Annotated in this window: 15 protein-coding genes; 12 read left to right on the top strand and 3 right to left on the bottom strand. The window is 48.2% G+C overall.

The genetic code is table 11. From position 1 onward, the window contains the following. The first annotated feature begins 7 nt into the window (after window positions 1-7). A complete protein-coding gene (gene tsrA / locus R4537_RS05645; protein ID WP_000060371.1) occupies window positions 8-292 on the top strand; it encodes an H-NS-like global regulator TsrA in 285 nt (94 codons plus the stop codon). 88 nt (window positions 293-380) lie between these two features. Here the strand turns inward: tsrA and asnC are convergent, their stop codons facing one another. Further along, on the bottom strand, window positions 381-842 hold the full coding sequence (gene asnC / locus R4537_RS05650; RefSeq protein ID WP_001195187.1) for a transcriptional regulator AsnC: 462 nt from the start codon (window positions 840-842) through the stop codon (window positions 381-383). 225 nt (window positions 843-1,067) lie between these two features. Between asnC and R4537_RS05655 the strand changes: the two genes are divergently transcribed. The 3 genes from R4537_RS05655 (at window position 1,068) to R4537_RS05665 (ending at window position 4,576) form a co-directional block, all read left to right on the top strand. Continuing rightward, window positions 1,068-3,224, top strand: coding sequence for a sensor domain-containing protein (locus R4537_RS05655; protein ID WP_071178045.1), 2,157 nt, complete (start codon window positions 1,068-1,070; stop codon window positions 3,222-3,224). Window positions 3,225-3,283: 59 nt separating this feature from the next. Next, window positions 3,284-4,069, top strand: coding sequence for a class I SAM-dependent methyltransferase (locus R4537_RS05660; protein ID WP_071177987.1), 786 nt, complete (start codon window positions 3,284-3,286; stop codon window positions 4,067-4,069). Window positions 4,070-4,192: 123 nt separating this feature from the next. After that, window positions 4,193-4,576, top strand: coding sequence for a hypothetical protein (locus tag R4537_RS05665; RefSeq protein WP_032480446.1), 384 nt, complete (start codon window positions 4,193-4,195; stop codon window positions 4,574-4,576). 95 nt (window positions 4,577-4,671) lie between these two features. Here the strand turns inward: R4537_RS05665 and R4537_RS05670 are convergent, their stop codons facing one another. Further along, window positions 4,672-5,559, bottom strand: a complete 888-nt coding sequence (locus R4537_RS05670; protein ID WP_071177988.1) for a carboxylate/amino acid/amine transporter — start codon at window positions 5,557-5,559, stop codon at window positions 4,672-4,674. Window positions 5,560-5,615: 56 nt separating this feature from the next. Then, complete coding sequence (gene uspA, locus R4537_RS05675) at window positions 5,616-6,041, bottom strand: universal stress protein UspA (protein WP_071177989.1); 426 nt, start codon at window positions 6,039-6,041, stop codon at window positions 5,616-5,618. 164 nt (window positions 6,042-6,205) lie between these two features. On the opposite strand from uspA, the gene ftnA reads away from it, so the two are divergent. From ftnA to R4537_RS05715, 8 genes are all read left to right on the top strand, one after another. After that, on the top strand, window positions 6,206-6,733 hold the full coding sequence (ftnA, locus tag R4537_RS05680) for a non-heme ferritin (RefSeq protein WP_000951037.1): 528 nt from the start codon (window positions 6,206-6,208) through the stop codon (window positions 6,731-6,733). Window positions 6,734-6,808: 75 nt separating this feature from the next. Beyond that, complete coding sequence (gene uspB, locus R4537_RS05685) at window positions 6,809-7,132, top strand: universal stress protein UspB (protein WP_000623073.1); 324 nt, start codon at window positions 6,809-6,811, stop codon at window positions 7,130-7,132. A gap of 141 nt (window positions 7,133-7,273) precedes the next feature. After that, window positions 7,274-8,461, top strand: a complete 1,188-nt coding sequence (locus tag R4537_RS05690; protein WP_071177990.1) for a BaiN/RdsA family NAD(P)/FAD-dependent oxidoreductase — start codon at window positions 7,274-7,276, stop codon at window positions 8,459-8,461. Window positions 8,462-8,584: 123 nt separating this feature from the next. Then, window positions 8,585-9,406, top strand: coding sequence for a TnsA endonuclease N-terminal domain-containing protein (locus R4537_RS05695; RefSeq protein WP_064114578.1), 822 nt, complete (start codon window positions 8,585-8,587; stop codon window positions 9,404-9,406). After that, window positions 9,396-11,549 (top strand): DDE-type integrase/transposase/recombinase, encoded by a 2,154-nt coding sequence (locus R4537_RS05700; protein ID WP_071177991.1) that lies wholly within the window; start codon window positions 9,396-9,398, stop codon window positions 11,547-11,549. The genes R4537_RS05695 and R4537_RS05700 overlap by 11 nt, the downstream gene beginning before the upstream one ends. Next, on the top strand, window positions 11,539-12,987 hold the full coding sequence (locus R4537_RS05705) for an ATP-binding protein (RefSeq protein WP_071177992.1): 1,449 nt from the start codon (window positions 11,539-11,541) through the stop codon (window positions 12,985-12,987). The genes R4537_RS05700 and R4537_RS05705 overlap by 11 nt, the downstream gene beginning before the upstream one ends. Window positions 12,988-13,007: 20 nt before the next feature. After that, window positions 13,008-14,429: a TnsD family Tn7-like transposition protein gene (locus tag R4537_RS05710; RefSeq protein ID WP_071177993.1), complete on the top strand. Its 1,422-nt coding sequence runs from the start codon at window positions 13,008-13,010 to the stop codon at window positions 14,427-14,429. A gap of 270 nt (window positions 14,430-14,699) precedes the next feature. Next, on the top strand, window positions 14,700-15,611 hold the full coding sequence (locus R4537_RS05715) for a WYL domain-containing protein (RefSeq protein ID WP_071177994.1): 912 nt from the start codon (window positions 14,700-14,702) through the stop codon (window positions 15,609-15,611). Window positions 15,612-15,618: the final 7 nt, after the last annotated feature.

Genomic DNA, 15,618 nt, shown 5'->3' on the forward strand with positions numbered 1-15,618 from the left:
AAACACCATGTCTCTAACCACCTATGAAATGGCTCGCATTCTGGAACAACTTGATGAATCTCCAGAAAAGGTGATGTATGGCAAATTGCTTAATGAATTAGGTAATCAAAGCAGTGAGCGCATTCGCAGTGCAGCCAAGCAAGTGCCACTGACAGTACTACGCGATCTGGTTTACCAGTTCCAGCAAGTGATCGAGTCACGCAAGGGCGAGCAAGTCGAAACCATGGCTAAAGAACTCGCTAAGCAGGGCATCTCTGCGGAAGAGCTTCTGAATTACTTACAAAAACGCTAATCGAACGCTCGTTCCCTATATCACCTTGTCCGTGTACCACGATAAGTCAATGACAAAACTTAGTGATACTCAGTGATCCGTTATACCGTTAAGGATTAACGTTACGGCTGATCGGGTTTTGCAGGGAAATCAGCGTTTCGGTGGATTGCACTTCATCGATGGCTTGCAGTTTGTCGATCAATACATGCTGCAGTTCTTCAATCGAGCGGCACATCAGCTTGACGAAAATGTTATAAGCCCCTGTGGTGTAATAAGCTTCAACCACTTCATCCAGTGCATTCAGTTTGGCGAGCGCTGAATGGTAATCACGCGCGGCATTCAAATTAATCCCAATAAAACAACAGACGTCATAGCCGAGCTTTTTGGTATTTACGACCACTTCGGTGCCTTGGATAATATCGGCCGCTTTCATCTTCTCTATTCGCACGTGAATCGTAGCTGGACTAACATTAAACTGTTTGGCCATTTCTGCGTAAGGCGTGCGAGCATCGTCCATTAGAATTTTCAGGATGGCGCGATCCAATTCATCGAGTTTGGTGGTGGTTTGCATTGTCTTTCCTGACAGTCATGCCGACATGAAATTAAAGTGTGCTTACTTTACCACCATTAAAACGATTGTTTAACCTTGGAGTCTGACTTGAGCCGATTGCGACACTGGTACAACAAATATGCGCTACCTCTTGCTTTTGGGTTGGGCTGCTTTTGGACGGCCAACCTAGCCGCGCAAGAACCAAGCGTATCGAGCCAACCGTTAGACAATCTAGGAACGAGTCGCGTGCCATGGGACAGCGAGCTTGCAGCAAACGCCATGTTGTGGATTGTGGCGCTTGTCGCCATCGTGGTTTTAAGCATCCTAACAGTGCGCCAGTACCACTATATTCAACGCTTACGCACCAATCAAAAATTACTGGAGTCGATCTTTGATCAAAGCACACACTACATCGGTATCTTTGACTTAGAAGGTCGGATTATTTCCTGCAATGGCAAGTTACAGGGCCTGCTGTATCGACATGGTGAAAGTTTGCTAAGACCGATCTGGCAGCACAAAGGTTGGGAAGATTCGGCGGTCGAACACATTCAGAACTATTTCTCTGAGTCAGTGCCGCAAACTCGCCAGTTTAACGCCGAAATTTGGCATCCAGAACTTGGGGCCATTGTGCTGGAGTGTCAGTTTAAGCCGCTACCGACTCGCGAAGAGTCACAAATTCTGCTTGAAGCACAAGACATTACTTGGCGGAAAATTACCGAAGATAAACTCTTTCAGCGTGAAGCCAGCCTTCGCCATTATTACGATCAGCAGCCAGTGATGATGCTAACCTTGGATGAGCGTAACCACATTCAACAAGTGAATCATTTTGCTGAACAGCTGCTGGGTTATCCCGCCGATGTCATGCTTGGGCACCATATCCGCGATTTTTATCAAGATGAAGAGGTACTGACACCAAGGCAGATGCTACTGCTACCGAGCCGTCATGCTTCTTCTGTTTGGCGGCGAGAGGTGTGTTATCGCCATCACTCCGGTGAAACGGTGTGGGTACGGGAGAACATTCGTCCGTTGGTCGAAATGGGCACGCTGTTAATCGTTGGGGAAGACATTACCGAAACCCGCCAGCTTGCCGACCAACTGGCGTATCAAGCTCGCTATGATTTATTGACCCATACTTTAAACCGAAACCAGTTTGAGCTAGAGCTAGCCAAGGCGTTGAAAGAAACCGAAAGCCAATTACGCACCCACGCCATGCTGTATCTCGACCTCGATCAGCTTAAAGTGCTCAACGATACCGCTGGCCATGATGCAGGGGATGGCGCGATTCAGTTTTGTGCCAGCATGCTGGAAGACGTGTTGCCCTTTAAAGCCACCTTGGCGCGTATGGGCGGCGATGAGTTTTCCGTATTATTGCGTGATTGCACCGAGCGTGATGCAGTGTTGGTGGCGCAAAGTATTATCCATGCGCTCAGTGAAGTGGCGTTTGTCTGGGAGCATATTCGCTTTAATCTGACCTGTTCGATCGGGATCCGTATGATTGACCATACTGCGACATCACCACAAATGGTGCATGCACAAGCTGATACGGCGTGCCATGCCGCCAAAGAGGAAGGACGCAATCGCTTTAACCTCTACCGGCAGGATGATGAAGATTTGCGCCGGCGCCAATTGGAAATGGAGTCGGTGAATCTAGTGCACGATGCGCTCGCCAATGAGCGAATTGAGTTATTTGCCCAGCGCATTGTGCCGCTCAACCAGCCCGATGTGCTGCTTCATTTCGAAGTCTTAGTGCGAATTAAAAACGCTGCAGGGGAGTACGTTTCACCGGGTATTTTCGTTCCCGCCTCTGAGCGCTATAACTTGGCGCACCGTCTGGATCGGAAAATTGTTGAGCAGACCTTTAACTGGCTAGAAGCACGTCCGCAGGTGTTAGATAAACTGGGTCGCGTTTCGATTAACCTATCGGGTAACTCGATAGGTAATCCAGATTTTGTGGCCTTTTTGCTTGAAAGATTGCGCTATAGCCGCATTCCCTGCAGTAAAGTCTGTTTTGAAATCACCGAAACGGCTGCGATGCGCAATCTCAACCAGGCGATCAAGGTGTTATCTCAGCTCAAAAGCTTAGGTTGCGTGTTGGCTCTGGATGATTTTGGCTCGGGGCTCTCCTCGTTCGGTTATCTGCAGAAACTGCCGGTCGATATCGTCAAAATTGATGGTATTTTTGTGTGTGATATGGACAAAAATGAGATGGATCGCTTGATGGTCCGCTCTATCCATGAATTGACCAAGCAGATGGGCAAAAGCACCGTGGCGGAGTTTGTTGAAAACCAGCAGATACTTGAGGCTTTGCAGCAGATTGGTGTGGATTACGCGCAAGGCTATCTATTCAGCCGCCCACAACCGATCGCCGATTGGGTTGCCGAGCAACTCAAAGAGAAAGCGTAGGGTTTGCCGATAAAATCCGCTACACTGAGCGCCGTTTTATCTCGGTTTTCGGAGTTCCCTTGTTGATTCAACTGATTTGCCAAGCGCCTCAACGTGCGCAAGAGTTGGAGCAGATTGCTGCGCGTTGGCAACTGCAAGCCAGTGATGATAGCCCATTTGCTTTGGTACTCAGCGAAGAGCGCCTTGAGCTACGCAAATTAGATGAACCTAAACTGGGCGGAATTTACGTTGATTGGGTGGAAGGTGCGGTCGCACACCGCCGCAAATTTGGTGGTGGCAAAGGGCAATCGATCGCCAAAGCGGCTGGGCTAAATAAAGGCGTCACGCCAGTGGTTTTAGATGTAACGGCAGGTCTAGGCCGCGATGCTTTTGTATTAGCTTCGTTAGGCTGCCGTGTGCAGATGGTGGAGCGACATCCTGTGGTTGCCGCCTTATTGGAAGATGGTTTACAGCGCGCCAAACAAGATGATGAAATCGGTGCTTGGGTCAGTGAGCGCATCAGTCTGCTGCACGCATCAAGTCATGATGCACTGCAGCAATTGGTCGCCGAAGCGAGTTTTGTTGCGCCGGATGTCGTTTACCTCGACCCCATGTATCCACACCCTGAAAATAAGAAACAAACTGCCCTGGTTAAAAAGGAGATGCGCGTGTTTCAGTCTCTGGTGGGGGCAGATAATGATGCCGATACTCTGCTTCAACCTGCGCTGCAACTGGCGCAAAAACGGGTTGTGGTTAAGAGGCCTGATTACGCGCCGTGGTTGGATAATCGCAAACCGAGTATGGCGATTGAAACTAAGAAAAACCGGTTTGATGTCTACGTGATTGCTGCGATGAGTGGCGAATAGCGTACTGACCAATCAAGCTGCTTTACTCTCGAAGTGAGCGCACGCCACAATCTGACTTGTGTTTTTGGATGAAGGACGTAATATCTGCGTCTGAGAATAATTCGTATTTTAGCTGGAGTGGTTGTGGCTAAACGTCTATGCAAACTCAGTCGTCATGAGATTGCGACTTCCCTAAGTGAAATTGAGCGTCTGGTCGCTGAGCCGCAGTTTTTGTGTCGGGTTTGCGCGCGTGTGGCGGTGGATAAAAAAAGCTTGTGTAAACCGCAAGCCATGAGTCTTCCGGCGCCCGTAGCGACTGTGGTGGCACTTCCTGCTCATGAAAGTGGTGTGGTCAGCCTGCTTCCCAAAGCCAGCCTTAAAAAGCAGCGCAAATTCCACAAAAAGCTGGAAAAAGTGCTTAAAAAGCAGCGTAAGTTAATGAAAAAGCAGCAACTGCTGGAAGGCAAAGTTGGACAAAGGCATCCAACACCAGTGGTAGAGAGAGCGACAGCGCAGAGCATGCATTGAGCCGAATCATTGCGCTGAAGTGTCAACTATCGCAGACCTAAAAAAGCCCATCTCCGATGGGCTTTTGCGTCTCTAGATGAGTTATTTTATCTCGGTTAGAGTAAACCTTGACGCTGATAATCACTCTCTACTCGGCGTTTCACCCAAGTTTCATTAATCCACAGCGAGCCAAGAATAATCGCACCACCTAGCGATAAGCGCACCAAATCGACTTCGCGGTTCCAAATCAGAATATTTACCACCAAGCCTGCAGGTACCAAAGCGTTATTCATGATGGCTAAGGCTCCCGCGTTGACCATGCAGGCGCCTTTGTTCCAAGCAAAGTAACCAAGCCCAGAAGCAATCAGTCCCAAATAGATCAAGATGCTCCATTGCACTGAGGTCGTCGGGAGCTTTTCCGGATTACCCAGCAGCAGAAAAGCGACGCTGGCCACCAGCAAAGCGCCAAGATAGAAATAGCCAAATACCGTGTGTTGGGGCAATTCGGTAGACTCTTGTTCCATCACGTATTTGTAGCCGACTTGGCCAATCGCGAAGCAGAGGTTGGCTCCCTGCACGACCAGAAAACCGGTCACGAAGTGTTGATTAATGCCAGCGAATTTAATGAACACGGCACCGAGCACAGCGATGAAAGCGGTCACTAAATACCAAGGCGAGAAACGCCCTTTAAGAAAATCGTAAATCAGCGTGACATAAATCGGGGTAAATACGGTAAACAGTAAGACTTCGGGAACCGAGAGCAGCAAGAAGGACTGATAGTAGAAACAGTACATCAAGCCAAGTTGAACACCGCCAATCGCCATTAATTTGGCAATCAGGGCGCGCGGTACACCTTTGAAACGCAGAAAGGGAATGAAGACTAAACTCGCGAGAGCCACTCGCATCCAAACGGCAAACCAGGAATCAACCTGACCGGCAAGATAAACGCCGATCAGGCTAAATGAAAATGCCCATAACAGGGTGACTGCTGAAAGATAAACCATAACGCTATTGAATGAGTGAATGGAAATCAGCAGTCTACCTGAGTATTTTCTGTTCGTCAGTCGTTGAGTGGAATGACTAACATATCCACTGGCGAGCTGTTGATCAGTTGCCGTGTGGAAGAGAGCAGTTTGCTCCAGAAATCTTGGTGATGGCCACACACCAGTAAATCCACGTTAAACTCGCTGATGGTTTCGCACAGCTCATTGGTTAAATCGCCGCTACCGGCCAAGGTATGCTTGATGGGGTAATTGGCATGCTGCGCCAAATCCTGCAGTTGCTTTTGTGACGCTTCCATCGCGTGATGTTGCGTTTCGGCCAAATTAATGTCGATAAGGCCCGTGTACAGCTCGGCGTAGTTCACGTCGATATGAATAAATGAGACTTCCGCATTGAGAGGTTTGGCCAGAGCCACCGCTTTTTCAACCAGCAGTTTGCTGTCTTCAGACAGGTCGACCGCAACCAAAAGATGTTGATAACTCATTGTACTGACTCCTATTCGGGTGACTAAACACAGCGTAGCACTGGAGTGGCGATTTTTTTGTCGCAGCGATCTCAGTTTGATGGCGATGGGTTAGGTGATGACTACAATAACTACCGAACATGCTATAGTGCGTTCAAATAGTTAGAGTGAATCAGGAGTTTTTTATGTTGTCGCAAGCGATGGTAGAACATCTCAATGAGCAAATTAACCTCGAATTTTTTTCATCCAATCTATACTTACAAATGAGTGCTTGGTGTGAAGACAAAGGATTTGACGGAGCTGCAGAGTTTTTACGCGCTCACGCGGTAGAAGAAATGCAGCACATGCAGCGTCTGTTCACTTATGTGAGTGAAACCGGTGCATTGCCAATCCTTGGTGCGATCGCTGCGCCACGCCACGAATTTGCTTCACTGGGTGAAGTGTTTCGTGAGACGTACCTACATGAACAGAAGATCACGCAACAGATTAATAAACTGGCTCATGTGGCGTTCACCTCCCAAGACTACTCAACATTTAACTTCCTTCAGTGGTACGTGGCTGAACAGCACGAAGAAGAGAAGTTGTTTAAAGGGATTTTAGATAAGCTAGAGCTGGTTGGTGAAGATGGTAAGGCGTTGTTCTTTATCGACAAAGATCTAGCTGCATTGGCAAAAAAAGGCTCATCTTCTGTCATGGATGCCCCTGCTGAGTAAGATCAGCAAAAAGACAAACTGAAGCGATCGTCTTTTTCTCTGGGCATTCTCAACACAAGATGTAGGGAGGAAAAGATGATCAGTGGAGATACCATTCTATTTGCGCTTATGCTCGTGACTGCGATTAATGTGGCACGTTATGTGACAGCGCTGCGCTCGCTTATTTACATCATGCGTGAAGCTCATCCGCTCCTTTATCAACAAGTTGATGGGCGCGGCTTTTTCACCACCCATGGCAATGTGACTAAGCAGGTGCGTTTATACCATTACCTGAAAAGTCGTGAGTATCACCACCATCATGATCCTGTGTTTACTGGTAAGTGCGATCGGGTACGTGAGCTGTTCATTTTGTCGGGTTCACTGTTGGTGCTCACCACTGTTGTCGCGTTTATGCTTTAGTGCGCCGGAGAGCTTTTCGAATGCGGTTTGCCAACACGTGCATTGCGTTGGCAGAGTAGCGATTTGCCGTTAGAATAGCCGCCCAAGTGAGTAAGGATGTGCACTCAGCACATCCTTTTTTTATGCGATTAGGTGGCAGTGATGAGCAAAACAGTCGATGTGGTAATTATTGGCGCAGGTGCGGCGGGATTAATGTGCGCAGCACAGGCGGCGCGACGCGGCCGTAAGGTATTGCTGCTCGATCATGCTAAAAAACCGGGTCGAAAAATTCTGATTTCCGGTGGTGGGCGCTGTAATTTCACCAATTACGATGTCTCGGCGGCGAACTACTTGTGCCAAAACCCACACTTTGTGAAATCGGCGCTGTCGCAATACACCAACTGGGATTTTATCTCGCTGGTCAGCAAATACGGTATTGCCTTTGAAGAGCGCGATCACGGTCAGCTGTTTTGTCTTGATTCGGCCAAAGAGATTGTGGACATGCTACTCAGCGAGTGTAACCAACCGAATATCGAGCAGCGCTATCAAGTTGAAATCAGCGCCATAGCCCACACCGAACAAGGTTTTACTCTGCAAACCACCATAGGTGAGATTGAGTGCGCGTCGCTGGTGGTTGCCACCGGCGGTTTATCGATGCCGAAACTGGGTGCCACGCCGTTTGGCTACAAAATTGCAGAGCAGTTTGGCTTGCCCGTGATCAGTACCAGCGCAGGTTTAGTGCCATTTACGTTGCATGTGCAAGATAAGGAAGATTTCGCGCCGTTATCGGGTGTGGCGATTCCTGTTGAGATGCGCGCAGAATGCGGCAAAACCTTCAAAGAAGCCTTGCTCTTTACTCACCGCGGCTTATCTGGCCCTGCAGTACTACAAATTTCCTCTTATTGGACGCCAGGACAAACCATTACCACCAATTTAGTCCCTGACGTGGATTTGGCTGAGTTGTTGAGTAGTGAAAAAGAAGCGCACCCGAACCAGAGTTTGAAAAATACCTTATCGAAAGTGTTGCCCAAGCGGCTGGTTGAAGTGCTGATTGAACGCCAACTGTTTGCCGATAAACCGCTGAAACAGTATTCCCCCAAAGAGCTTGACGCGGTGCAAACCCGTTTAGAGCAGTGGTCGATTGTGCCAAACGGTACCGAAGGTTATCGCACTGCTGAAGTGACACTCGGCGGCGTGGATACCGATTGCCTCTCATCCAAAACCATGGAGTGCAAAACCGTCAAAGGCTTATTCTTTATCGGTGAAGTGATGGATGTGACTGGCTGGCTCGGCGGCTATAACTTCCAATGGGCTTGGTCGAGTGGCTACGTCGCCGGCCAGTGGGTTTAGGTGTGTAGTAACAATAAAGTTTGTACATTGCTCATAAAGTTTGTACACAAGGCCATTTTGTAACAATAAAGTTTGTACACTGATCTATACTTCATTCTATTTTCTGTAATGGAGTGAAGTTCCTTGGGCCGACGTAGAAAGTTAGAGGCACTGGCTGATTTTCAGCGAGCACTAAAGAACAAATACGGTCTTGGCGAAGGCAGCAGCTACAAGCCATGGATTCGGGTACAAGATGTTCGCTCTCGGGGTAATAGCGGGAAGATTCAGGGCATCAAGGTCAACCGAGAGCATCACATACTTTCTGAACACGAAAGTTGCTTTTTCTATATTGCCGAGTTTTGCGATTCCGTTATAGATATCAGGGAACAGTTCCCTCTCTTACCTCTAGACCTATCGGTAAAAATTGCCAAAACCTTTGGGGTGGACCATCCCATTGTACCTGGAACCAAGTCGCCTAATGTCATGACCACGGACTTTGTCTTGACTCGCTCTGATGGGGTGAACACCTGGTATGAAGCCGTGAGTGTCAAACCTGCGGAGAAGCTGACCGATAAAAGGATTGCGGAGAAACTGGATATCGAGCGTAACTGGTGGCAGTTGCAGGGAGTTCCGTTCCATCTGTTCGTGATGACCAAACAAAACCAAATTCAGTCAAAAAACATTCAATGGGTAACGGCTCCTGTCCGGCAAGGCCGAAAGTTTCCAACTGACTTAGTCGAAAGCGCTTTAGCACTTATTTCTCCCGGAACCATATTGACAGAGGAGATATGCAATGAGTTTGTTCGAGAATTTGAAATTGTGCATGACGATGCTTTGGTCCTGTTAAAAAACTTGATTGCGACCAAAATGGTTAATGTTGATCTCGATAAGCCCATAGCTGATACAGGTATTTTGAATATCGTCAAAGTTACAGACTCTAAAGTGGTGCGGCATCATGCAAGTTGAGCGTAACAGTGTTTGGCAGGTCACTAGAGTGGACGGCGTTAAGGATGGTAAGTACAGGGTTCTTGAGCACTATGCAAATGATGACCTCTTGATCCTTTTTCGACTGCATGATGGAAAAGGTCTGGAAAAGCCAGTTCCCGTTGAGTATCCCCTATTTTTAGAGTCTGCCAAGTACGGAAACAGCAAAACATCCAGTTATCCGACACCTTTTTACCAGCTAACATCTGAAGAAGAGATCTCCCCTGTTCACCGGGATAAGCGGAATAAGCGCTTAGAAATGATACATGATTTGATCAGTAATCCAGAATTCTTGCTTGATGTATCGTTAAACCAGCGTAGCAAAATAGTAGCTAGTCATGCCAAGGAGCGAGGGATCTATGTCCAAAAAATCTATCGCTCGTTAAATCAATACTGGAGATTCGGTCAAGAAATCAATGCACTACTGCCAGCATACAAACATTGTGGTGGCTCAGGTAAGCCTCGATTGTCTGGTGAGGCAAAAAGAGGGGCACCGATCCAACTGTCAACACCCTGCATGATGGCCCCTTCGGGAGTGAATACGAAGGAAGAAGATAAGGCCATGTTTCTTCTAGGCATGAAAAAGTATGGGCTAAAGGGGAAGAAGGTTTCTCTAAGCCGTGTTTATGAACAAATGCTTAAAGAGTTCTATGCTGATGAACTCCGATCAGCTGAAAAAGAAAATCGAGAGCCTGAGATCCCTAGCCTTAGGTCATTTCGCTACTGGATTAAAAAGCTGATTCCTGAAGCTGAGTTGATCCGTAGGCAAACTACGGTTGGGGACTTTGAGCGAAATAGGAGAGGTCTTCGAGGAGCGGCCACGGATCATACGGAAGTGCCTGGTAGCTGTTTTGAGTTGGACGCGACAGTTCTGGATGTTCATATAGTTTCAGAGTTTAACCGCAACCATGTGCTTGGGCGTCCTACAGTTTACTGTGTGGTGGATAAAGAGAGCCGAATGATGGTCGGCCTTCATGTATCTATGGAGTATGCATCCTGGCGAGCAGGAAGGCAGGCTCTGGTGAATAGCTTCACCTCGAAGAAAGCTTATTGTGCCCGCTTTGGCATAGAAATTGAGGAATCGGAATGGCCCTGTCATCACATTCCCCAGCGTCTCCTGTGTGACCGAGGGGAATTCATCTGTAATAAACCGGAAGAGCTTGCAGTCCCATTGATCGGGCATCTGAGCATTGCTCCTCCTTACCGTGCAGAGTTGAAAGGTATCGTCGAGCACCGATTCCAAATTCTGAACGAAAAGCTTGTCCATGAGCTGATGGGGACGACGAGGGGGCGTCATTATATCCGTGGAGACCGAGATCCTAGGCTGGATGCCACTTTGACTCTTTCTGAGGTAACCAGGCTTCTCATTGACCAGGTTTTAGAGCACAACAGCTCTATTTTTGATGGGCTGGCTGGTCAAACACCTCTGCTAGTGGAGTCAGGGCTTTCCCCTACGCCACTGAACTACTGGAATACACATCTGAAAAAACACCGTCATGCATTAAATAAAGCGGATGAAGCAGATATCAGAGCTCGGCTGCTTCCCGTTGAACAGGTCTCTATGACCAGCAAAGGAATCCGCCTCAATGATGATATGTATTACGAATGTGACCGAGCAGAGTTTGAAGACTGGAAGGTGATAGCTCGCTCGAATGGACGTTGGAAGCTGGAAGCTAGGATTGACCAAGATAATGCCTCCTTTATCTATGTGCGCCTTCGTCCAAGCGAAGGTTTTACTCGGTGCATGCTGATGACGCGCTCGTCTAGCTTTGAGGAGCGCCATAGAGCAGATGTACTGTACTTTGAGGATTGGAAAAAGGTTGCGAAAAAACGTTCTAAACCGACCAGTAAATCCATTGAAAGGCACAATCGAAGAAAAACCATCACGGCGAATGCTAGGGAAGAACTTAAAAAAGAACCTGCTCTCAAAACAAAGGCAGAAAAAATCCTCGGCATAAAAGAGCGGCGACGAGAAGCCATAATGGAAGCCAGGATTTCCAGTGATGATAGTAACTATACGGAGCCTTCAGAAAATCAGTCATCAGTTGATAAATTAGCTGCTGATAGAGCTAGCAAGGTCGTATCGTTGCTGAAGAGGGATCGGAGCTCTAATAGTGAAACTTGAGAAAGCAAAGTACCAGCCTGCGATTCTCCCCGAGCATCGGGGGAACCCATTAATTGAGGCGCTACCAGCGAAGCATACCGATGAGGAGCTTGTAGACAGACTCAGTTTTTACCCGTCGCACTCTTTTGATGAGACTCAACTCGATCCCTTTGAACGAGTTGAGTATCTGACCAGACTGAAGGATCTACGGCAACCATTACCCATCTATCTGGACTGTTTTAGAGCGGTGGAAATGGCAATAAAAGAGGGTTACTCAGTCAAGAATCCGCTTTCACCGACGACAATGAATTATTTACATTATCCAATAGATCGTCGTCCAAATATTGAACCAAGAACTGGGTATTTCAAACCAAAAGGGTGTGGAATCACTGTAATAGGTGAAAGCGGTGTTGGAAAAACCTGCATGCTCGAACAGATATTAGGATGTTTCCCCGACACAATTGAGCACACGCAATATAAAAAACACTCGCTACCATTACGCCAAGTAGTATGGATCAAAGTGGATTGCCCTGATGACTCCAGCGTTAGAGCTCTGTGCCACAAGATTCTGTCCGAATTGGATAGCAAGCTTGGCTTTGAGCCGACTAAGCGAGCCGGAACTATCCCTCTTCTGTTAGACCAAATCGAAGCTCGTATCAAATCCAGCTTTTTAGGGATCTTGGTCATCGATGAGATGCAGAATCTGAATCTGGCAAAAACCGGTGGTGCTGACCGCCTGTTGGGTTTCATCCACAATCTGGTTAACAATCTCGGTATTCCTATCCTGTTCTGTGCCAACCCACCGTTCAATCAGTTGCTCAGTCGAACTCTTAAAGCGGCACGACGGGCAGAAAGCAATGGTTATTTTGATGTCGTGCTGATGGAAAATGACAGTGTATGGGAACTGTTTATAGAAGAGTTGTGGGAACTCCAATGGACCAACGTAAGAACTCCATTAACTGGAGAGCTGAACGACAAGCTTTATGAGCTATCTGTTGGCAACCTAGATCTGGCCGTTCGAATCTTCCGTGAAGCACAGCGTTACATTATAGGTTGTGGCGATGAACGCATCACGGAAGAGTTGCTTGAGCATGCCGCAAGTATTGCTATCAAGGCTTCGAAGGCGGTCACTGATGAAATCAGGCGAGAGCGCTCAATTACTGCGTTAAAAAGGAAGCGGAATACTACTTCACTCCCGGCCCGCGCAGATATGGCTCATACACAGCAGAAGGAATTGGTGGCAGTTGAGGGAGTGCCTCAATCAATACCTGGTGACCTGAGCCGACCTCACCATCCTGAGTTTGCCGATGCACTTACGATACTGCAAACAGCGGATGACCTTTTTGAACGAATCGGTAATCCTGATTTAATACAGCATGCTGCGGCTGAGGAGAAGCCATTGGAGTTGTTGCGGCAAGAAGGCGTTTTCTGTGAACATCCGCTGAAAGTCTTTGCGTAAAAGTCTTAAGGGCGTACCGAATGAAATTGCCCGTAAGCCTACCTGATGAATTACTACTAAGTCGCCTGATCCGCTATGTTACGGCTTCAGGCTATAAAGGGGATAGCTTTGCTAGCAAGGTCTTTGGATCAAGAAAGGTGTCCATCCATCCCTTTCTGACAGCGAGGCTTGAGCAACTGGCCGGATGGGGCCTTGAGAGTGCTGACGTAATGTTGTTTCGGCAAACGTTGGCACCGTTGTTTCTTTTTTTCCTCCCGACTTATGCTGATAAGCTTAAGCAATCAATGTTGACAGGTGATGGCGCAGATGCACATCGAGCAAGCCAATTGTCTTTATTTGGCTGTGGTAATTCGCTTTGCTTGAAATGGTGCCCGGTGTGTGCTCAACAAGATTTGCGCCAGTACGGTGTTGCCTATTGGCACCGAGCACATCAGATACCAGGCGTAACGGCTTGTGCATTTCATCCCGTACTCCTGGAGAAGCTGGAACTGGTTAGGCGACAGCGGATCATTGCGGAATTACTCCCCATCTTCTTCGACCATCCACGAGTTGCTTTTGATGTTGAGGTTCAGGTAGCCAATTTTGGCTTCAATCTTCTTCAATTGGTCTCGGGCGGTATCCCTCGCGTTGACACCGTACTAACCTACCGCTCTAAGCTGTCTGAGTTGGGGTATATTACAGCTCATCATCGAGTAAGGCGTAAAAGTTTAATGGAGGACTTCTGTGCTGAAATAAAGCACTACCGTCCAGGCCCTGATACTCCATTTCCTCGCCATCCCGATGACCATCGATACCTATCCCAGCTTTTGGAACCTCACACCAGTCACCACCCATTTCGGCATCTATTGTTTGCCTACTGGTTATTTAGAGAGCCGGAAAAAATGCTTTTTACCAAGCATCTTTGTGCAGCATCGCTACAACCAATATCTTTGAAAAGTCTCGAAGAGGAAATAAATACAGAGCAGCAATGTTTACAGCTGCTTCGAAAGCAATGCTCATTGAGTGAGATTTATCGCCTGACCGGTAAAAGCCGATGCTACCTTAGGCGACTTGCCTTACTAAACGATATTCCACTCGAGCTTAAACCCAAGAAACTTACTGGGGAATGCCAAAAAAAGATCATTGAGTTGGCCTACGGTGGGATGCACAGAAAGGCGATATCGGAGCGATGCAGTATCGGTATCGGCTCAGTGGAGCAGGTAATTTCCAGCCAGCCGGGACTTGTCGAACACCGTAAGCGGTGTCATTGGGAATCCAAGCGTCGACGTTGTCGGCTTGAGATTGCCAAATATCTAAAATCGCATCCTAGAGCGCTTCGCAGGGATTGCAAAGCTCAGTGTAATGCGGCTTTCTTTTGGTTATACCTCAACGACCCTCTTTGGTTAGAAGAAATTTTGCCCAAACCGAATATTCCTGTTGGGAGATATCCAATTTACAGATAGAAATAGCTTTGTTGCGTAAAATAATTATCGACTTCGTCGATGAACAAAATGGAGAATGTGCGTAACACATAGCATGTTTAGGCTTAAGGGGGGTCACTTACTTGCCACCTAACTGCGACTCCAAGTAGTTAGGGTATAAATTAATTAACATGGCTTTTTTGAATTGTGTTTATACAAATATTGGTGCATGATGGTCATCAATTTGATTAGGTTGATGGCGCGGTATGGAGCATATATTTCAATTACTGTCTTCTCTTGTAGTTAGAATTGATGTCTAGTTCATCTTCTAAGCACGTAGATGATTTGAGTTTGGCTCAGCGCGAGCGATTGGCGTACATCGACTTTCGCCTGTACTTCATGGGTGAAATCGGCCGTCCAGACTTGTCGCATCGCTTTGGGGTGGCTCCAGCAGGAGCAACGCGCGACTTGGCTCTGTATCGGGAAATTGCGCCGCAGAACATCACTTTTGACGGCAGCCACAAGATCTACCGTATCGGCAAGACGTTCTCTCCGATCTTCGAGCACGCGACGCAGCGTGTCTTGTCGGCGCTTGCTCTTGGATTTGGCGATGGAGTGAACGTCGAGTCGCAACCGCTGTTGCCCTGCGAATCCCCCGCAGCTTTGAGCTGCCCTCGGATGGATGTGTTGGCACCGATTTGCCGAGCAATCCACGCCAAGAGACCCATCGCCATCCGTTACCACTCGATGAGCAATGGAGAGGCCGAGCGGGTCATCGTTCCCTTTGCGCTGGTTGACACCGGCCTGCGCTGGCACGTTCGGGCGTTTGACCGCAAGTCCGGTGAGTTCCGCGACTTCGTTGTCACCCGCATTGAAGCGCCGACTTTGCTTGATGAGGAACCCAAAGCCAATGAGTGCCCGGATAATGACATCCAGTGGACTCGGATCGTGGAGCTGGACTTGGTGCCGCATCCGCGTCTCGCCCACCCCGAGATCATCATGATGGACTACGGGATGACCGATGGCTCGATCCGGATTCGCATTCGCGCTGCGGTCGCGGGCTACATGCTGCTGCGCTGGAGCGTGGATGCTTCACCAAATCACAGCCTCACAGAAGAACACTACCGTCTTTGGCTCAGCGATTCGCTGGCCTTGTATGGCGTCGAAAACGCAAAGATCGCCCCCGGCTACTGCGCCCCGGCGACCAGCACAACACGGAAATAGGATCACA

Source organism: Vibrio paracholerae (assembly GCF_037672085.1).
Taxonomy (GTDB): Bacteria; Pseudomonadota; Gammaproteobacteria; order Enterobacterales; family Vibrionaceae; genus Vibrio; species Vibrio cholerae.